Annotated in this window: 18 protein-coding genes and 1 tRNA gene; 9 read left to right on the forward strand and 10 right to left on the reverse strand. The window is 61.7% G+C overall.

Translation table 11 applies throughout. From position 1 onward, the window contains the following. Positions 1–42: 42 nt before the first annotated feature. The 5 genes from rplA to ABDK06_RS05150 form a co-directional block, all read right to left on the reverse strand. Positions 43–750 (reverse strand): 50S ribosomal protein L1, encoded by a 708-nt coding sequence (gene rplA / locus ABDK06_RS05130; RefSeq protein ID WP_394939579.1) that lies wholly within the window; start codon positions 748–750, stop codon positions 43–45. A gap of 105 nt (positions 751–855) precedes the next feature. After that, a complete protein-coding gene (gene rplK, locus ABDK06_RS05135; RefSeq protein WP_179388955.1) occupies positions 856–1,287 on the reverse strand; it encodes a 50S ribosomal protein L11 in 432 nt (143 codons plus the stop codon). A gap of 156 nt (positions 1,288–1,443) precedes the next feature. Continuing rightward, entirely contained in the window at positions 1,444–2,187 is a 744-nt protein-coding gene (nusG, locus tag ABDK06_RS05140; protein ID WP_394939582.1) for a transcription termination/antitermination protein NusG, read from the reverse strand. 80 nt (positions 2,188–2,267) lie between these two features. Next, positions 2,268–2,564, reverse strand: a complete 297-nt coding sequence (secE, locus tag ABDK06_RS05145) for a preprotein translocase subunit SecE (RefSeq protein ID WP_394939584.1) — start codon at positions 2,562–2,564, stop codon at positions 2,268–2,270. 43 nt (positions 2,565–2,607) lie between these two features. Continuing rightward, positions 2,608–2,680 (reverse strand) — tRNA-Trp (locus tag ABDK06_RS05150). Between the two features lie 205 nt (positions 2,681–2,885). On the opposite strand from ABDK06_RS05150, the gene ABDK06_RS05155 reads away from it, so the two are divergent. Continuing rightward, positions 2,886–4,070 carry a pyridoxal phosphate-dependent aminotransferase gene (locus ABDK06_RS05155; protein ID WP_394939586.1) on the forward strand — a complete coding sequence of 395 codons (1,185 nt, stop codon included), beginning with the start codon at positions 2,886–2,888 and terminating at the stop codon, positions 4,068–4,070. Positions 4,071–4,100: 30 nt separating this feature from the next. On the opposite strand, the gene ABDK06_RS05160 is transcribed toward ABDK06_RS05155, so the two are convergent. Both ABDK06_RS05160 and ABDK06_RS05165 read right to left on the reverse strand, forming a co-directional pair. Beyond that, positions 4,101–4,739 (reverse strand): response regulator, encoded by a 639-nt coding sequence (locus tag ABDK06_RS05160; RefSeq protein ID WP_394939588.1) that lies wholly within the window; start codon positions 4,737–4,739, stop codon positions 4,101–4,103. After that, the gene (locus tag ABDK06_RS05165) at positions 4,736–5,989 is read right to left on the reverse strand and encodes a PspC domain-containing protein (RefSeq protein ID WP_394939590.1); all 1,254 of its coding nucleotides are present in this window, start codon (positions 5,987–5,989) and stop codon (positions 4,736–4,738) included. Before ABDK06_RS05165 ends, ABDK06_RS05160 begins: the two co-directional genes overlap by 4 nt. Before the next feature lie 113 nt (positions 5,990–6,102). Between ABDK06_RS05165 and ABDK06_RS05170 the strand changes: the two genes are divergently transcribed. From ABDK06_RS05170 to ABDK06_RS05185, 4 genes are all read left to right on the forward strand, one after another. Then, entirely contained in the window at positions 6,103–7,581 is a 1,479-nt protein-coding gene (locus ABDK06_RS05170; RefSeq protein WP_394939592.1) for a PspC domain-containing protein, read from the forward strand. After that, positions 7,578–7,832 carry a hypothetical protein gene (locus tag ABDK06_RS05175; RefSeq protein WP_394939594.1) on the forward strand — a complete coding sequence of 85 codons (255 nt, stop codon included), beginning with the start codon at positions 7,578–7,580 and terminating at the stop codon, positions 7,830–7,832. The genes ABDK06_RS05170 and ABDK06_RS05175 overlap by 4 nt, the downstream gene beginning before the upstream one ends. Then, the gene (locus ABDK06_RS05180) at positions 7,829–8,077 is read left to right on the forward strand and encodes a PspC domain-containing protein (RefSeq protein ID WP_394939596.1); all 249 of its coding nucleotides are present in this window, start codon (positions 7,829–7,831) and stop codon (positions 8,075–8,077) included. The genes ABDK06_RS05175 and ABDK06_RS05180 overlap by 4 nt, the downstream gene beginning before the upstream one ends. A 126-nt stretch (positions 8,078–8,203) precedes the next feature. After that, a complete protein-coding gene (locus ABDK06_RS05185) occupies positions 8,204–9,226 on the forward strand; it encodes a 6-phosphofructokinase (protein WP_394939598.1) in 1,023 nt (340 codons plus the stop codon). A gap of 75 nt (positions 9,227–9,301) precedes the next feature. On the opposite strand, the gene ygfZ is transcribed toward ABDK06_RS05185, so the two are convergent. The 3 genes from ygfZ to ABDK06_RS05200 all read right to left on the reverse strand — a co-directional run bounded on the left by ygfZ (position 9,302) and on the right by ABDK06_RS05200 (position 11,926). Continuing rightward, complete coding sequence (ygfZ, locus tag ABDK06_RS05190) at positions 9,302–10,399, reverse strand: CAF17-like 4Fe-4S cluster assembly/insertion protein YgfZ (RefSeq protein WP_394939600.1); 1,098 nt, start codon at positions 10,397–10,399, stop codon at positions 9,302–9,304. 28 nt (positions 10,400–10,427) lie between these two features. Beyond that, entirely contained in the window at positions 10,428–11,045 is a 618-nt protein-coding gene (locus ABDK06_RS05195; RefSeq protein ID WP_394939602.1) for a heme-binding beta-barrel domain-containing protein, read from the reverse strand. A 146-nt stretch (positions 11,046–11,191) separates the two neighbouring features. Continuing rightward, the gene (locus ABDK06_RS05200) at positions 11,192–11,926 is read right to left on the reverse strand and encodes a permease (protein WP_394939604.1); all 735 of its coding nucleotides are present in this window, start codon (positions 11,924–11,926) and stop codon (positions 11,192–11,194) included. Positions 11,927–12,115: 189 nt separating this feature from the next. Here ABDK06_RS05200 and ABDK06_RS05205 point away from each other — a divergent pair, with 189 nt between their 5' ends. The 4 genes from ABDK06_RS05205 to ABDK06_RS05220 all read left to right on the forward strand — a co-directional run bounded on the left by ABDK06_RS05205 (position 12,116) and on the right by ABDK06_RS05220 (position 17,767). Then, positions 12,116–12,814, forward strand: a complete 699-nt coding sequence (locus tag ABDK06_RS05205) for a winged helix-turn-helix transcriptional regulator (protein ID WP_394939606.1) — start codon at positions 12,116–12,118, stop codon at positions 12,812–12,814. A gap of 558 nt (positions 12,815–13,372) precedes the next feature. Continuing rightward, on the forward strand, positions 13,373–14,494 hold the full coding sequence (gene mshD / locus ABDK06_RS05210) for a mycothiol synthase (RefSeq protein ID WP_394939608.1): 1,122 nt from the start codon (positions 13,373–13,375) through the stop codon (positions 14,492–14,494). A gap of 70 nt (positions 14,495–14,564) precedes the next feature. Then, the gene (locus ABDK06_RS05215) at positions 14,565–16,793 is read left to right on the forward strand and encodes an RNA degradosome polyphosphate kinase (RefSeq protein WP_394939610.1); all 2,229 of its coding nucleotides are present in this window, start codon (positions 14,565–14,567) and stop codon (positions 16,791–16,793) included. Further along, the gene (locus ABDK06_RS05220) at positions 16,793–17,767 is read left to right on the forward strand and encodes an NUDIX hydrolase (RefSeq protein ID WP_394939612.1); all 975 of its coding nucleotides are present in this window, start codon (positions 16,793–16,795) and stop codon (positions 17,765–17,767) included. Before ABDK06_RS05215 ends, ABDK06_RS05220 begins: the two co-directional genes overlap by 1 nt. Positions 17,768–17,837 lie beyond the last annotated feature (70 nt).

Below are 17,837 nucleotides of genomic sequence, written 5' to 3' on the forward strand. Positions count from 1 at the left end.
GGGCCGAGAAGCAGTTGCTTCTCGGCCCTCACGTCGAATGATTTAGGCTTCGGTCAAAACCTTGGTCACGTTCGGGTCAACGCTGATACCAGGACCGAAGGTCGTGGTCACAGTGGCCTTCTGAACATAACGTCCCTTTGAGGTGGACGGCTTCAGACGAAGTACCTCTTCGAGCGCCGCTGCGTAGTTCTCAGCGAGCTGGTTGGCGTCGAAGGACACCTTGCCGATGATGAAGTGCAGGTTCGAGTGCTTGTCGACGCGGAAGTCGATCTTTCCACCCTTGATCTCTTCAACGGCCTTGGCGACGTCGACCGTCACGGTGCCGGTCTTCGGGTTCGGCATCAGGTTACGCGGGCCGAGAACCTTGCCCAAACGGCCGACCTTGCCCATCAGATCCGGGGTCGCCACGGCGGCGTCGAAGTCGGTCCAGCCACCGGCGATCTTCTCGATCAGGTCGTCGGAGCCGACGAAGTCGGCACCGGCCGCAATAGCGGCCTCGGCCCGGTCACCGGTCGCGAAAACCAGAACGCGAGCGGTCTTACCGGTGCCGTGAGGCAGGTTGACGGTGCCACGGACCATCTGGTCCGCTTTACGGGGGTCAACACCCAAACGGAAGGCGACCTCAACGGTGGCGTCGAATTTCGACGGGTTGGTATCCTTCGCCAGTTTGACGGCCTCGGCGGGGGCGTACTGCTTGCCCTCTTCGATCTTGGCTACTGCCGCCTCATATGCTTTGCTGCGCTTTGCCATGCTGCTTTTTCTCCTTGTGCAGTTGTGGTCTGTCGGACCGCGCTGGGCCCTGCCACGGCCGCCTCGGTGGACGGCTTAGATGTAATTTGTGGTCCGTGAAAGGAATTAACCTTCTACGGTGATGCCCATCGAGCGGGCGGTACCGGCGATGATCTTGGCAGCAGCCTCGACATCGTTGGCGTTCAGATCGACCAGCTTCTGGGTGGCGATCTCGTTCACCTGAGCCTTGGTCAGTTTGGCGACCTTGACGGTGTGCGGGGTAGCTGAACCCTTGGCGACGCCAGCTGCCTTCTTGATCAGCTCGGCTGCCGGAGGGGTCTTGGTGATGAAGGTGAATGAACGGTCTTCGTAAACCGTGATTTCCACCGGGATGACGTTTCCACGCTGGGATTCCGTCGCAGCGTTGTACGCCTTGCAGAATTCCATGATGTTGACACCGTGCTGACCAAGTGCGGGACCGATAGGCGGAGCCGGGTTAGCGGCGCCTGCCTGGATCTGCAACTTGATGAGGCCGGTGACTTTCTTTTTGGGAGCCACTTCAGGTCCTTCTCTTGTACATGTTTCCTCAGCTGCCGGAGCGCATCTGAGGGGGTGGCCGTCATGGCAAGACGACCGACGTCGTCCCTCAACCAAGCAAGCTGAAGGACGACTAAGTCTTTACTGGCCAATCGTTACGTTGGCCTACTAAGTCTACTAGATCTTGGTGACTTGGCTAAATGACAAGCTGACCGGGGTCTCACGCTCGAAGAGCGAGACCAGCACGACCAGGGTCTGAGACTCGGGCTTGATCTCGGAAATCGTGGCCGGAAGGGTCTCGAAAGGACCTTCCTTGACGATCACGGACTCGCCGATTTCGAAGTCGACAGCAATGGGTGCCTGCGCAGCCTTGGTAGCCGAACCCTTCGCGGCGCCCTCAGCCTGCTCTTCTTCGAAGACCGGTGCGAGCATCGAGAAAACTTCGTCGAGCCGCAGCGGCACCGGGTTATGGGCATTGCCCACGAAGCCGGTGACACCCGGGGTATGGCGGACAACGCCCCAGGAAGCGTCGGTGAGCTCCATCCGCACCAGCACGTAGCCCGGAATCCGGACTCGGTTCACCACCTTGCGCTGCGCGTTCTTGATCTCCACGACCTCTTCCATGGGGACCTGGATCTCGAAGATGTGCTCTTCCATATTGAGCGACTGAATCCGGGTTTCCAGATTCGCCTTCACTCGGTTTTCATAACCGGCGTAAGAATGGATGACGTACCAATCGCCCTCTTGGCGGCGCAGCTTGGCCTTGAACTCCTCAGCGGGATCAACCGGGGCGGCCTCAGCCTGCTCTGCCGGTTCAGCGTCCTCAACCTGGGCGGCATCCTGCTCGGAGGTGAGCTCTTCGCTCGCTGCAACCTCGTCGGGGATGCTCTCTTCGGTAATCTCGAGCTCCTGCTCAGACACTTTGCTTCCTGCTTTCGTAGTTCATTGATCCGGAGGCTGGCCACCGGCCTGCGTTCCGAGACGCTCTGTTGATTCTCGGTTTACTTCTCGACGGGCCCGCTACCGCCGAAGACCCAACCGACGCCCGCTCCGAAAGCGAGGTCCAACACGGTGGTGATGCCGATCATGATGATCACGAATACCAGCACCACCAAGGTGTAGTTGATCAACTCTTTGCGAGTCGGGGTGACGACCTTGCGAAGCTCGCCAATGATCTGGCGGACAAAAAGCGCAATGCGTCCAAAGAAGCCGAGCTTTCCGGATTGACCGCCCGCGGCGTCCTTGCGAGACTTCTTTGCGGGGCGATCAGGGGAGCTGCTGGCAGCTGTTTCAGTCAACTTCTGCTCTGCCTTACTCGTCGATTTACTGGTGGATCGTGCGCAGGGCAGACAGGACTCGAACCTGCAACCTGCGGTTTTGGAGACCGCTGCGCTACCAATTGCGCCACTACCCTAGGTTGGGATGTTGACTTCGATCCCCGCTCTTGCGAGGCCATGAAGGCGCGAACCATCATGGTGATTTCAACACCGGAGTCAAGTCTACGCAATCTATCGCACAACGTCGAACTCACCCCGGGAAACCCCTAAAGTAAAGGGTGAGGAGGCTCGCCCTGCTGTACTGGCTCCTCGATAGAATCCCCCGATACCGAAGGACTCGTCATGACCTCCAGCCGCATCTCGCACCTCGTCGGATCAATCGCTGAATCAGCGACTTTAGCGGTCGATGCCAAGGCTAAGGCGCTCAAGGCAGCCGGTCGGCCGGTGATCAGCTTCGGGGCGGGCGAACCGGACTTCCCCACCCCCGATTACATCGTGGAAGCGGCGGTTGCCGCCGCCCGGGATCCCAAGAACCACCGTTACTCCCCCGCAGCTGGGCTGCCTGAACTGCGCGAGGCAATAGCCGCCCAGACCCTACGCGACAGCGCCTACTCGGTTGAGGCCTCCCAGGTGCTGGTGACCAATGGCGGCAAGCAAGCGGTTTACCAGACCTTCGCGACTCTGCTGGATCCGGGCGATGAAGTGCTGGTTCCCACCCCGTTCTGGACCACCTATCCGGAGGCCATCCGGCTCGCCGGAGGGATTCCAGTGGAGGTCTTCGCTGGCGCGGATCAAGGCTACCTGGTGACCCTTGAACAGCTTGAAGCCGCGATCACCCCGCGCACCAAGATCCTGCTCTTCGTCTCCCCTTCGAACCCGACCGGAGCAGTGTACTCAGCTGAGCAGACCCGCGAGATCGGCCAGTGGGCCGCAGCTAAAGGACTCTGGGTGGTCAGCGACGAGATCTATCAGCATCTGACCTACGACGGCGTGCCCTTCACCTCGATCGCTGCGGCGGCCCCGGAACTCGCAGATCGGGTGGTGCTGGTCAATGGCGTAGCGAAGACCTACGCGATGACCGGTTGGCGGGTGGGCTGGATGGTCGGCCCGCAAGACGTGATCAAGGCGGCCACCAATTTGCAGTCCCATGCCACCTCCAACGTCTCGAATGTCTCGCAGCGAGCCGCGCTGGCCGCTGTCTCCGGCCCGCTGAACGCGGTTCGTGAGATGGGGGTGGCCTTCGACCGGCGTCGTCGGAACATCGTTGCCGGGCTGAATGCGATTGAAGGAGTGGACTGCCCCACTCCGCACGGTGCTTTCTACGCCTACGCCGATGTCACCGGTGTGCTGGAACGGCTGCAGCTGGCGAGTTCAGCGGAGCTGGCCTCGCTGATCCTGGACAAAGTCGAGGTTGCGGTGGTTCCCGGTGAAGCCTTCGGCCCCAGTGGTTACTTGCGGCTTTCCTACGCCCTCGGCGACGACGATCTGGCCGAGGGCGTTCGGCGGCTGCAGGAGTTCCTGGGGTAAATCAGTTCAGTCACCGTCTAGAGTGACCGCCTAGATCAGCTTCTTATTGACCGCCCAGCGGGTCAGCTCGTGCCGGGAGGAGAGCTGCAGCTTCCGCAGCACAGCTGAGACGTGGGTCTCTACCGTTTTCACCGAGATGAACAGCTGTTTGGCCGTCTCCTTATAGCTGTAACCGCGCGCGATCAGCCGCATCACCTCGCCTTCCCGGGCGGATAACCGGTCCAGCTCGTCGTCGACCGCGACACCCGCGGTGCCGAAGGCATCCAGCACGAAACCCGCCAGGCGAGGCGAGAAGACGGCGTCCCCCTCAGCGACGGCTCGCACCGCTGCTGAGATCTCCTGCCCCGAGCTAGCCTTGGTGACGTAGCCGCGAGCTCCTGCGCGAATCACCGAGACCACGTCTTCGGCGGCATCGGAAACGCTCAGTGCCAGAAATCGAACCTCCGCGAGCAGCGCCGAGCAGCGCTCGATGACCTCCCGCCCGCCACCGCCCAGGCCGCCGGGGAGATGAACATCGAGCAGCACCACCTCTGGCCGATGCTCCATGATCATTGCGATCGCCTGATCAACGGTGGCGGCTTCAGCCAGTACGACGATGTCGGACTCCAGATCGCTGCGCAATCCTGAACGGAAAATAGCGTGGTCGTCGACCACCACGACCTTGGTCATCCTTGACTTTCCCTTCCTTCGCCGGGCATTTCAGCGGCACGCAGTGGCATGCTGAGGTGCACCTCGGTGCCCTCCTCAGAGGACCGAATACTCGCGGTGCCGCCGTGCCGGGACATCCTGCCGATAATGGATTCCCGCACGCCGAGCCGATCCGCGGAGACGGCGCTGAGCTCGAATCCGGGACCTCGATCGCGCACAAAGACCTCAGCCAATTCGGCCGTCGCCTCAAGGTACACCGAAACGGCTGTTCCGGCGTGGCGCACCGAGTTCAGAATTGCCTCTCTGCTCGCCTGCACGAGAGCCTCAACGCTCGAATCCATCACGGCGTCGCCCACCGCAATGAGTTCCACCGCCACTCCATGAGTGGCTTCCAGCTCGGCTGCTGTGCTCTTCAAACGCGCCGTGAGATTCTGAGGATTGCGGCTGGCATCCTGATAGATCCAGTCGCGCAATTCTCTCTCCTGCGCCCGGGCTAGAGTGAGCACTTCCTGTTCGGAACCGGCTTTTCGTTGGATCAGAGCGAGGGTCTGCAGCACCGAGTCGTGCAGGTGAGCGGCAATCTCGGCCCGCTCGGTCTCGCGGACCCGGGCGGCACGTTCTTCTTGCAGATCACGCCAGAGCCGCAGCGCCCACGGCGTGAGCACCAGCCCGACACCCGCCAATACGGCGAAGGCCGCAATGATCGCCGGCAGCACCCGGTCCCAGCCACCTCCCCCGGTCACCAAGACGATAACGCCCAGGGCCACCAGCACCAGCCCGGCCACCAAGCGGAAAATCCCCAGCGGACTGCGCTGCTGATCCCGTTCCGGAAGCACCGAATTGAGCAGCGCGGCACGCCTGCTGGCATCCAGTTGCATCCAGACCAGCACCGCGCCCGCACCGATCACCAGGAACGGGCCCACCGCCCCCAGTTGCAGATTCGCCCCGAGGGACTGAGCCAGGAAGAACACAGCGGCAAGCACTAGGACGATGCCGATGATGGCTTCTTTGACCCCACGGCGGCGCCAGAGTTCCCGGCCACTGTCCAATAGCTGAGCGGGCCCTGAGGCAGTGCGCTGAGTGGCCGAAGCCTCCGGGACCAGAGCCCAGAGCCAGAAGTAGAGCAACAGGCCTGAGCCGAAGAGAAAACTGGAAAGCGCCATCACCAACCGCACGGTCGACACCGGCCAGCCGAGGTGTTCCGCCAGCCCAGAGCACACACCGGCAATCACCCGATCGGTGCTGCGAATCAGCGGAGGTCTTGGACTCATGCATCGATTCAAGCACGTTCAGGGTCCCGATTCGGCTCAGTAGGGGTTGAATCAGGGTTCATTCAGGGGAACACCCGATAGTGTGTCGGCAGGATCGGCGGAAGGATTGAAGCATGAGCGAAACACCAACCAATCCCTATCCGCAACCCGATAAATCCGATGAATCCTCCTCACCGGGCCCCGGTGCTGATTCCTCTGGCTTCACGAGCCGCACCGCATCACCGGGCGGAACGGCCGCTGCGGCGAATAACTTCTTCGGCTGGCTTCGCAGCCTGGGCATCGTGCGAGGCAGTGATCGCTGGATCGGCGGGGTAGCCAGCGGTGTGGCCGCTCGTTGGGGCATCGATCCGATCATCGTCCGAGGCATCATCGTGGTGGCCTCGATCTTCTTCGGCATCGGACTGCTCGCTTATGGTCTCGCCTGGGCCCTGCTTCCGGAACCGGATGGCCGGATCCACGTTCAGGAAGTCGGTAAGGGAACCTGGAGCAGCGGAATGACCGGGGCGACGATCTTCGCGCTGCTCGGCATTCTGCCGTTCTGGCGCGGCCTGATCTTCTTCAACATCTTCGATTCCGGTTGGTGGTTTCCCTGGCCGCTGATCTGGTTAGCTGGCATAGTCGGCGTCATCATCTGGGCGGTGAACCGTGGCAAGACCTCGCGCCCCCGCTCATCGCAGTCCGACACCTACCGACCCACGCCCTACCGACCCACGGCCACCACTGGGCAAGCGGCTAACGGGAGCACGGCTACCGGGCCGACCCAGCCCTATCAGAGCTTCACTCAATCATCGGCTGCTCAGAGCCTCGGCGAATCAGCTGTCACCGAAGCACAGCCTGCCTTCTCCTCTTCGGTTTCGCCCCCCTCCACGCAACCGCTGTCAACGGCTCCCTTCTCGATGGCTGATTTTGCCCGGCAGCCGCGAGTGCCGCGCTCCCCCGGTGCCGGCCCGATCATCCTCTGCATCACGCTCGGCCTGGCGATCCTGCTGGCCGGCGGCCTCTTCCTGGCAGAGCTCCTGGGATTCATCCATGGCCCGATCGCCGTGGTGGCCTGGTCTGCTGCCGGGGTGGTCTGCGGAATCGGCATTGTGGTGGCCGCATTGCGTGGTCGTCGTTCCGGCGGACTGGGTTTCTTCGCTGTCTGTTCTTTACTAGTGGCCGCGGTGATGGCGATGGTGCCGAGCATTCCGTCGAATGCCGCCTGGACCTTCGCCCGCACCGCCAGCTGGACCGCGAACGATGCCTCGGAGATTCAGCAGGGCTTTGTCGTCACCGCAGGATCTGGCCTCATCGATGTGCGGCAGCTCAGAGCGCCCCAGCAAAGCGTGACCGTCCCGGTGCTGATCAATGCAGGCTCGGTGGAGATCTCGGTTCCGAAGAGCCTGCCGGTACGGATCGAGAACGACATGCTGGCGGGCGACGTCGAGTCATGGGACGCCGCGTCAGACGGAACTCAGGCTAATAAGCACAAAATGGCGTACGGCAACCAGGCTTATCAGCTGAATTCCGGGGCCAGCGGCCCGGCTCTCATTATCAAAGTCAGCGGGCTGGGAAAGCTCAGCGTCATCAGCTATCGCGAGGAGAATAAGTGAACATCAACGATCGCAATCCAGTGCAAAGACCGGCTGTCCGGATCGGCACCCTGGTCTGGGGGTCGGTGCTCATCCTGATCGGCGTACTGCTCTCGGTGGCCCAGCTGACAGCTGTTCGGCTCGACCCGCGAGCAGTCGTGATCGGCATCCTCCTACTGGCCGGGATCGCCCTGCTGATCGGCGGCGTTGTTTCGGCCTTGGGCCGGGCCAGGAAGAAACGTCGTGAATCAGCGGATACGGTGGAAGCATGAACGGTTTCTATCGGACGATGCGGAAGATCCCCTGGCGCCGGGGCCCTGAGCGCTGGTTCGGCGGGGTGCTCGGCGGTATTGCGGCGGGTTTCAAGATCGACGTGGCCTGGGTTCGGATCGGTTATCTGGTGTTCTGCCTGCTGCCAGGCCCCGCCTTCTTCTGCTATCTGGCGGCCTGGTTGATCGTGCCGGACCAGAGCGGCACGATCGTGCTGGAGCAGCTACTCAGTAAGCGAAAGGTCTGAGCAGTCCCGGCCTGCAGACCGTCATCAAGTTGCTCAGGTCACATTCTGCTGCAGAATTGTCTAGAATCTATTCAGAGCTCGACGGGGCGCTCGTCCAACAACATTTATTCCAAGGATTGAGCCTGCATGAAGATCGGAATCCTGACCAGCGGTGGCGATTGCCCCGGACTCAACGCCGTTATTAGAGGCGCTGTGCTGAAGGGCATCAAAATCCACGGTCAGGAGTTCGTCGGGTTCCGAGATGGCTGGCGTGGAGTCGTCGAGGGCGACATCATAGAACTGCCTCGGCAGAGCGTGCGCGGTATCTCCAAGCAGGGCGGCACCATTCTGGGCACCTCTCGGACCAACCCCTTCGACGGCGGCGGCCCCGAAGTCATCAAGGCTCATATGGATCGCCTCGGCATCGATGCGATCATCGCGATCGGCGGCGAAGGCACGCTGGCTGCTGCCAAGCGGCTGACCGACGTCGGTCTGAAGATCGTCGGTGTTCCCAAGACGGTGGACAACGATCTGGATGCCACTGACTACACCTTCGGCTTCGATACCGCAGTGGAGATCGCCACCGAGGCCATTGACAGGCTGCGCACCACCGGCGAATCCCATCACCGCTGCATGATCGCCGAGGTGATGGGCCGGCACGTCGGCTGGATCGCCCTGCACGCCGGAATGGCCTCCGGTGCGCACGCCATTCTGATTCCAGAGCAGAAGGTCAGCGTCGAGCAGATCGCCGAATGGGTCAGCGACGCTCACGAGCGGGGTCGGGCTCCACTCGTCGTGGTGGCCGAAGGCTTTGTTCCAGAACATCTGGAAACCCCGCATTCGGAGCGCGGGCTGGACACTTTCGGTCGCCCCAGACTCGGCGGTATCGGTGAACAGCTGTGCGCTCAGATCGAGGAGATCACCGGCATCGAGACCCGGGCGACGATCCTGGGCCACATCCAGCGCGGCGGTGTGCCCACCGCCTATGATCGGGTGCTCGCCACTCGACTGGGCATGGCAGCGATTGACTCCGTGGTGGAGGGAACCTGGGGAACCATGGTGGCGCTCTCCGGCACCGAGATCGTGCACGTCCCCTTTGAAGCGGCACTAGGCAATCTGAAAACAGTTCCGCAGAGTCGTTACGACGAGGCCGCGATCCTCTTTGGCTAAAAACTAGCCACCGAGTGTGCAGATCTGCACCTTAAACCAGGCTCAAAAGGTGTAGATCTGCACACTCGGCGAGGTTTAGGAACGAGAGGGCTTGAGAAAGCCGCTCTGCCGACCCACCACTTGTCCTGCATCGGTGGCCACAATGATCTCCTGGGCCGCTACATAGGCCTCGTCACCGTCTTGCACGGTGAGATCAGCCTCAGGATCGACGTTCCGCTTCACCACGGCCAGGCCGATCGGCCCGGCCTCGTAGTGCTGGGCCACCGAGGTGAGGATGCCAATCTGGCGCTCCCCCAGCAAAACGGCTGAACCAGCGGCGGGCAGCGTGTGCTGTGAGCCGTCCAGCTGCAAAAACACCAGACGTCGCGGAGGGTGCCCCAAATTGTGCACCCGAGCTACTGTCTCCTGACCCTTATAACAACCCTTTGAGAGGTGCACCGCGGTGCGGATCAAATCCAGTTCATGCGGAATGGTCTTCTCATCCGTTTCCGCTCCCCAGCGCGGCCGCCAGGCAGCTATTCGGAGGGCTTCTGCGGCCAGGCTGCCCGCCAGGGTCATCCCGTCGGTAGAGAGTTCAGCGCTGATGGCTTCCAGCTCAGTGATCGGCACCAGATACTCGAACCAGGGTCGCTCAGCGCCTGGATGGCCCTGTGAGTCCGAATAAGCGAAGCCTCCCGGCACCACTCCGGGCCAAGGATCCTGCCAGCGCGCTCGCGGTTCGGTGATCTGCAAGGGGACGGCGGCCGCCAGAACACCCCAGTCAGCGCTCACGTCGCTGACGTCGACCCGCAACATGAACTTCATGGAATTGAGCCATTCGGCGAGCGAAGCCGCTTCGGGAGCCTCCACGATCAGCCAGGCGATTTCGCCGTCATCAGCGATGTGCGCGTCGTATTCAATGCGCCCTTGCACACTGAGCAGCAGCAATTCAGCGGAATCTCCGGGGCTGAGACGCGAGACGTCCTGTGAAGACAATGTGGTGAGCCAGCTCAGCCGATCCGGCCCGCTCACCGTCACCACACCGCGCTGCGACTGATCGACAAAAGCCTCGCCAGCCGCCAAGGACCGCTGCTCACGGAAGGGGTCGCCATAGTGCGCAGCGACTCCGGCGTCCAAGCCGCTGGCTTCAACGGCACCGGCTCGGGATAACAGGGAACTGCGGAACGGCGTCATATCAATCCCAACGGAGGCTGGAGCGCGGCTATTCCGAAGGTTCAGCCGGAGTCAGTTTCTTGAGGATCGCTGAAGCGTGGGCTTCCAACGAATTCCCCTCGGCGGCCACATCCCAGCGCCAGAAAAGATCACCGTTGACCAGGCCGAAAATGCGGGTTGCTGCGGTGTAGTCCTTCGACCCGGCGCCCCGCATCACGGCATCCGTGGAAAGCTGGATCTGCGGGCCTTTGATGGTGCCGTAGTAGAGCTCGGAAATTCCTCCGGGGTGCACGATGGTGGCGGTGATATCGAAGCCACCGGTATCGTTTCGAAGTTCCTCGACGGCGTCGGCGTCCCGCAAAGCCGGGACGATATCGGCGGGGATCAGCCCGGGCCCGCCGTCGGCGTCGCCGAGTTTGCGGTCCAGCGCCCAGAAGCCCAGTTCGATGCTGAGCGGACGCAGCTTCTGCCCGTCCTCATCCGTCAGCCAGCTCTGCGCGACGTATTGCAAATACGGCAGGCCGTTGGAGACGAAGCTGACGTGCTGAGAGAAATGCTCGGAATCGGATTCGCCGGTGCCTAGCCGCCCCCGGCCCTCCCATTCGCCGATCAACCAGGACAGCGGCACCAGTTCAGGGGTCAGGTCGGTAGGGATGTCAATAGGCACGGTTTACTTCTGGCCTTTGAACAACCGCCAGACCACGAGCCCAGCGAACCAGGCCATTGAAAGGCCGGCAACCACCAGCAAGACAATGAAGAAAATTTCCAGACCGAGTGTCGACATGGTTTTATCCTATCGCGGCTTGAGGGGTGCTAGAAGATCAGCATCTTATCGATGAAATAGACCACTCCGCCGAGTGAGAGCACCGGAGCCAAGCCCATTGCTATGCCGCCGGGGATGCTGTGCAGCGCCGGGACGATGCTGTTCAGCCGACGGAAGCTCAGCAGAATGGCGGCCACCACGACGCCGATCACCGCGGCGGGCAGGATATGCAAATCCGAGAAGGCGATGGCCACCAAGGGTCCCGCCAAAGCGCCCAGCACGAGCCCGAGCGGGGCGATGATGCGATCCGGCCAGCGGATCATGCCCAGGAGCAGTACGACGACGGCGCTGGCTCCGGTGATCAGTGTCAGCGCGCCGTCGCCGGTGAAGCGATGAGCCGCGATCCAGCCGGAACCGACGGCGGAGATGAGCACCCCGACGACGCCGCCGAAGGTTGATTCGAGACGATGACTCTGCCCGGTGCCGCGGATCAGCTGAACCGCGAAGATGGCTCCCACCCCGACAGCGATGATGGGGGCCAGCCAGAGTAAGTAACTGGGCCCGTTGCTGAAATTCGCGGCGATCGCGGAGAGCGCCCCCGCGATCGAGATCACCAGCCCTAGGGTCTTCCTAGCGGGGATAGCCAGATAATGCGGCCAGCCGAACCCGAACAGCGCGGCGATCACGATACCGACCGCTACTTCCAGGCCCGAATCCGCGTAGGAGACAGCCAGGATCGCCACGAGGCCAAGTAGCCCGGTCAGCCCGACGCTCCAACTTTTCACATACTTATCCTGCCTCATCGGCGGAGGAAAAGCCCGATTAGCCGTCGCTGAGTGTGCCCCGCGCCATCCGCCCATCGGGCAGAGATCCGCCTTCGGCTATACTTCTATCCAACCGGTTTGAGGCTGACAACGGTAACTCGCTCCGGTGGACGCCCGAAGATGTGCATCCTCAGCACCTTGGAGGAACTGATGTCACACATTCTGATATTAACCAATAGCGCCGATTCATCGGTGGATATTCTGCCCGCCCTCGAGTTGCTCAACCACCGAGTGCATATTCTTCCGGCTGAGCCCTCAGCCCTGGTGAATGCGGGCCCGGCAGACATCATTCTTCTTGACGCCCGCAAAGATCTCGTCGGAGCACGCTCGCTCACCCAACTGCTCCGCGCCACCGGGGCCGGGGCACCGCTCATCCTGGTGCTCACCGAGGGCGGCATGGCGGCCATTTCGGCGCATTGGGCGGCTGATGACATCGTGCTCAACACCGCTGGTCCGGCCGAGGTGGAGGCTCGACTGAGACTCTCATTGGCTCGCACTCAGGACGAGGAGACCGAAGTGGTCAGTGAGATCCGCGCCGCAGGCGTAGTGATCGATGAGACCTCTTATACGGCGCGGGTCAATGGTGACGCGCTCAACCTGACCTACAAGGAATTCGAGTTGCTCAAGTACCTGGCGCAGCACCCGGGAAGGGTCTTCACCCGCGCTCAGCTGCTGCACGAGGTCTGGGGCTACGACTACTACGGGGGCACTCGCACCGTCGATGTACATGTTCGACGATTGCGCGCCAAGCTCGGTTCGGACCACGAGAATCTGATCGGCACGGTGCGCAATGTCGGGTACCGGCTAACGCCGATCCGGCTGCCCAATGAGGAGCTCAGCGACTTTTAGGGCCAGCTTGCACCCCTGCACAAACCTACTCATTGCATAAAACCCACTGCCACAAAACCGCACCACTGTGCGAGTTCGCGGTTTAGTCTCGGATTCGTAGGGTATTACCAGCGAATTCGAGACTTAGCAACGAATTCGAGGGTTAGCGGCAGCCTCGGCGGAGCGGCAGCAGAGCGGGGAGAACGTTAAAGCGAGGGGAACCCAATCTGCGGATTGGGTTCCCCTCGCTTTGGTGGAGGACATACGGGTCGAACGTATCGTGGGCACCCCACTGGTGCATCCCCCTTATGACCCTCTTGGGCCGGGATATAACTCTACCCGGTTCGGAGCGGAAGCTGAAATCGGTTATCCCTACCTGGAAGTGCTATGGACCCACTAACACTCTTCACTACTGGCGCCCTACCCTGCCGACTCACTTCCCTGTACTTGGTCCGCCCTGCCAATGCCCCTGCCCACTGAAACGAGGTTTGAGTGGGCTAAGCTAACCCCTCCCCATCGAAAGCTGGATTCAGTGGGAAAGGGTGCCGGGTCTTGGAGCCACAAGGATACGCTTGGATCATGAGCGAATCGACGGAAAGCGGTTGGGAATCCTTGCAGTTAGTCGAACTTCCGCTGAGTCAGGAGCTACTCTCTCGGCTCGGCCGCCTTGCCGAAACCGCCGAGCAAGCAGACCAGCATCCGCCTTTCTCCGACCAGAGCTGGGTCGAGCTACGCACTGCCACTGCCACTGCCACTGCCACTGCCACTGCCACTGCCACTGCCAACGATGCCGTCACAGGAAGCAATGCGATCACCCCTCGAGTTTTTGCCGCTCGGCTCTCAACCAATGATTTCAAGCCCGACTCCAGCACCAGCGAACTGAACCCGAACGACGTCGCACTGGCGGGGGCCGCCGTCGTCATTCCGAACCAGGAGCATTCCCTCCTGGAACTCGTGGTTGACCCGGTTTACCGCGCTCAAGGCGCGGGCATTTCGCTGGTTGGCCTCATCGAACAGGCTCTTGGTCAGCTTGAATTCGATAAATTGCAGGCTTGGTCGCACGGCAATCACCCGGCCGCCGTCGAATTGGCTGATCGCTATCGTTTCGCGGTCAGCCGTGAACTGTGGCAAATGCGGCTGGAAACCAAAACCCAGGGCGGAGCTGCGGTGGAGCTCACGCTTCCCGAAGGCCTCCGTTTGCGTTCCTTCCTGCCCGGTCAGGACGAAGCCGGCTGGCTGGAGGTCAACGCGGCTGCTTTTGAGCACCATCCGGAACAGGGGAATATGACGATGGCGGATTTACAGGCCAGGATCTCCGAGGATTGGTTCGACCCCAGCGGCTTCTTGCTCGCCGTGGACACCCAAGACCGGATTGCCGGCTTCCACTGGACCAAGATCCACCGAGCCGTCGAAGGCAGCGGTTCAGCGCAGCGAAGCGAACTCAATGAATCGAACGAACCAGGTGACCTGGGTGAGGTCTACGCCGTCGGCATCGCCCCGCGCGCCCAGGGCCTGGGCCTGGGTAAGGCACTAACCCAGGCCGGCATCGAATATCTGCGCCAAAAGGGTCTCGAGACGATCATGCTCTACGTCGACGCCGACAATACCGCGGCCGTCTCGCTCTACCGAAAATTGGGTTTCACGGTATGGGACACCGATGTGATGTACACCTTCCGGGGAGCTGCCACCGCAAAACGGTGAAATAGTGCCCGCGCGACTTGTAGGCTTGATCCAGAGCAACTGAGCTACGGGAGAAGGAGGCAGTTCAGAGATGCAGACTGAATCAACGGGTACGGTGGGCAAGGTCGACCGTTTCGCCAGTTCCGAAGTCCCGGCTGCCAGAGCCACCCAGGATCGCATTGACATCCCGGAGTTCGCACCGAATCTGATTCCGGACGGCGAGATCAGCCCGGATCGGTTCCTAGACCGCGAACTGAGCTGGCTGGCCTTCAACGCTCGTGTTCTCGAATTGGCCGAGGACCCGGAGCTTCATCTGCTGGAGCGGGTGAACTTTCTCTCCATCTTCGCCTCCAACCTTGACGAGTTCTTCATGGTCCGGGTCGCCGGCCTGAAGCGCCGGATCGCCACCGGCCTGGCGGTGCCCTCACCGGCCGGTCTGAGCCCGATTGAAGTGCTGGAGCAGATCAGCGAGGAGGCGCATCGCCTGCAAGCCCGGCACGCTCACACTTTCGCCGATCAGATCCGCCCCGCACTGGCTTATGAGCACATTCACCTGGTGCGCTGGGACGAACTGGACGAAACAGCTAAAACGCAATTGAGCAAGATGTTCGCCGAGAAGGTCTTCCCGATTCTGACCCCGCTCGCCGTGGACCCTGCCCACCCCTTCCCTTACATCTCCGGACTATCACTCAATCTCGCCGTCGTGGTGCGCAACCCGGTGAGCGATAAAGAACTGTTCGCTCGCGTCAAAGTTCCCGATCAGTTGCCGCGCATGGTCTCGGTGGACGGCCCGCGCGCTGGATCGGTCCCCGGCCGAGTCGCTCGCTTCATCCCACTCGAAGAAGTGATCGCTCAGCACTTGGACCAGCTCTTCCCGGGTATGGAGGTGCTGGAGCACCACACCTTCCGAGTCACCCGTAATGAGGATCTGGAAGTCGAAGAGGACGACGCCGAGAACCTCCTGCAAGCTCTCGAAAAGGAGCTGCTGCGCCGTCGTTTCGGACCGCCGGTGCGGCTCGAAGTGACCACCGATATCAATCCGAATATCCGGGCGTTACTGGTTCGTGAACTGGACGTTGAGGAGTCGGAGGTTTACGCCGTCCCGGCTCCGCTGGACCTGCGCGGCCTGAGCGTGATCGGCAATATCGACCGGGCCGATCTGCATTATCCCAAACGAGTGCCGCACACCTCACGCTTCTTGAACGAGTCGGAGACCTCCAAGGCCGCCAACGTGTTCGCCGCGATGCGGCGCCGGGACATCTTGCTGCACCACCCTTACGACTCGTTCTCGACTTCGGTGCAGGCCTTTCTGGAGCAGGCTGCGGCCGATCCGAAGGTACAGGCGATCAAGCAGACGCTGTACCGCACCTCAGGCGACTCACCCATCGTGGATGCCCTGGTGGATGCCGCCGAAGCGGGCAAGCAAGTGCTCGCGCTGGTGGAGATCAAGGCGCGCTTCGACGAACAGGCGAACATCTCCTGGGCTCGCAAGCTGGAGCAGGCCGGAGTGCACGTGGTCTACGGCATCGTCGGCCTGAAAACGCACTGCAAGCTCTCTCTGGTGGTCAGGCAGGAGCAGGACGGCCTGCGCCGTTACTGCCATATCGGCACCGGGAACTACCACCCGCGGACCGCACGGTACTACGAGGATCTCGGACTACTCACCGCTGATGACAAGGTCGGCGAGGATCTCACCAGGCTGTTCAACCAGCTCTCCGGCTATGCTCCCAAGTCAACCTTCAAGCGCTTGCTGGTGGCACCGCGTTCGGTGCGCTCCGGGCTGATCGACCGGATTGAGAGGGAGATCTCGAACGCCAGGGCCGGTCTGGCCGCCAGGGTTCAGATCAAGGTCAACTCGATCGTCGACGAAGCCATCATCGATTCGCTGTACCGGGCTTCCCAGGCCGGGGTGAAGGTCGATGTGATCGTCCGTGGCATCTGCTCGCTGCGCCCTGGGGTGCCGGGACTCAGCGAGAACATCACGGTACGCTCCATTCTGGGCAGATTCTTGGAGCACTCCCGGGTGTTCAGCTTCGCCAATGGTGGAGATCCCGTGGTCTACATCGGTTCCGCCGATATGATGCATCGCAATCTGGATCGCCGGGTCGAAGCGTTGGTGCAGTTGTCGAATCAGGAGGACATCAGCACCGTGGTTTCCCTGCTGGAACGCTATGTGGATAGCGGTACCTCAAGCTGGCATCTGAATAATGAGGGCATCTGGACTCGTCATCACCTCGCCGAGGACGGTTCAGAACTCTCCGACGTCCAGTCCTGGCTCTTGGCAAGCCGTTCCCGCCAGCGATCGGCTTCTAACCGGTGATGACGGAGCTCCCTGTTTCGGCAGAGCAGCGCGAAGCCTCCAGCACAGCCGCCCCGACCCCGGTTCCCAGGGTGCTAGCCGCTGGCGCGCTGTGCTGGCGGGTCAGGAAGAAACAGCTATGGGTTCTTTTGATTCACCGCCCTCGCTACGACGACTGGTCTTGGCCTAAAGGAAAACAAGATCCGGGTGAGACCATTCCGGAAACGGCGGTGCGCGAAGTCCGTGAGGAAATCGGCGTCACGGTTTCATTAGGGATTCCGCTGCCCACCCTTGACTACCGCATTTCCTCGGGACTGAAACGGGTGTACTACTGGGCTGCCGAGTTGGAGGAGCAAAAGCCCCGGCCAGACGGCAAAGAAGTGGATGAAGTGCTCTGGTGCACCGCGGAACAGGCGCGCGAGTTGCTGAGCAACCCCTCCGACGTCGAGCCTCTGGACGCCCTGATCGAGGCCCATCGGCGCAAGGAACTGCGCACCTGGGCGCTGCTGGTGCTGCGGCATGCCAAAGCCAAGCCGCGCTCTTCCTGGACCCGTGCCGAAGGAGACCGTCCGCTGGCCGCCACCGGACAGCGACAGGCCGCAGCCGTGAAACGACTGCTGATGGCCTGGCGTCCGGACCGGGTGGTGAGCAGCCCGTGGGCGCGCTGCCTGGCAACGGTCTCCCCTTACGTCAAAGCCACCAAGGCCAAGGTCAAGCTTTCGGAGTCACTCACCGAGGCGAGCCACGAACGGAAGCCGAGACGCTCCCAGAGCACAGTTGAGGGACTTTTCGATAAGGGACGTTCAGTGGTGCTCTGCACTCATCGTCCCATTCTGCCCTCGGCCTTCAAACAGCTCGCCAGCCATATGAGTTCCCGGTTGAGGACTACCTTGCCAACCGAGGATCCCTATTTGGCGGCCGGTGAGATTCTGGTCTGCCAGGTCTCCGGAGAACGCGTGGTTTCCGTCGAGCAGTTCAGGCCCTTTGAGGACTGACCAGGAAACTACCCGCAACATGGTACTGATGCTGCCCGCTCCGCTGTCGTTGGCGCGCGCTACGATGGGG

Source organism: Psychromicrobium ferritrahens, assembly GCF_043789415.1.
Lineage (GTDB): Bacteria > Actinomycetota > Actinomycetes > Actinomycetales > Micrococcaceae > Renibacterium.

What these genes read in the sequence shown, in the direction of transcription:
- ABDK06_RS05165 (WP_394939590.1), bottom strand. Translation starts at nt 5,989, where the DNA reads ATGAGTCCAAGACCTCCGCTGATTCGCAGCACCGATCGGGTGATTGCC.
- ABDK06_RS05215 (WP_394939610.1), top strand. Translation starts at nt 14,565, where the DNA reads ATGCAGACTGAATCAACGGGTACGGTGGGCAAGGTCGACCGTTTCGCC.
- ygfZ (WP_394939600.1), bottom strand. Translation starts at nt 10,399, where the DNA reads ATGACGCCGTTCCGCAGTTCCCTGTTATCCCGAGCCGGTGCCGTTGAA.
- ABDK06_RS05155 (WP_394939586.1), top strand. Translation starts at nt 2,886, where the DNA reads ATGACCTCCAGCCGCATCTCGCACCTCGTCGGATCAATCGCTGAATCA.
- mshD (WP_394939608.1), top strand. Translation starts at nt 13,373, where the DNA reads ATGAGCGAATCGACGGAAAGCGGTTGGGAATCCTTGCAGTTAGTCGAA.
- ABDK06_RS05205 (WP_394939606.1), top strand. Translation starts at nt 12,116, where the DNA reads ATGTCACACATTCTGATATTAACCAATAGCGCCGATTCATCGGTGGAT.
- ABDK06_RS05220 (WP_394939612.1), top strand. Translation starts at nt 16,793, where the DNA reads ATGACGGAGCTCCCTGTTTCGGCAGAGCAGCGCGAAGCCTCCAGCACA.
- ABDK06_RS05180 (WP_394939596.1), top strand. Translation starts at nt 7,829, where the DNA reads ATGAACGGTTTCTATCGGACGATGCGGAAGATCCCCTGGCGCCGGGGC.
- ABDK06_RS05185 (WP_394939598.1), top strand. Translation starts at nt 8,204, where the DNA reads ATGAAGATCGGAATCCTGACCAGCGGTGGCGATTGCCCCGGACTCAAC.
- rplA (WP_394939579.1), bottom strand. Translation starts at nt 750, where the DNA reads ATGGCAAAGCGCAGCAAAGCATATGAGGCGGCAGTAGCCAAGATCGAA.
- ABDK06_RS05170 (WP_394939592.1), top strand. Translation starts at nt 6,103, where the DNA reads ATGAGCGAAACACCAACCAATCCCTATCCGCAACCCGATAAATCCGAT.
- ABDK06_RS05160 (WP_394939588.1), bottom strand. Translation starts at nt 4,739, where the DNA reads ATGACCAAGGTCGTGGTGGTCGACGACCACGCTATTTTCCGTTCAGGA.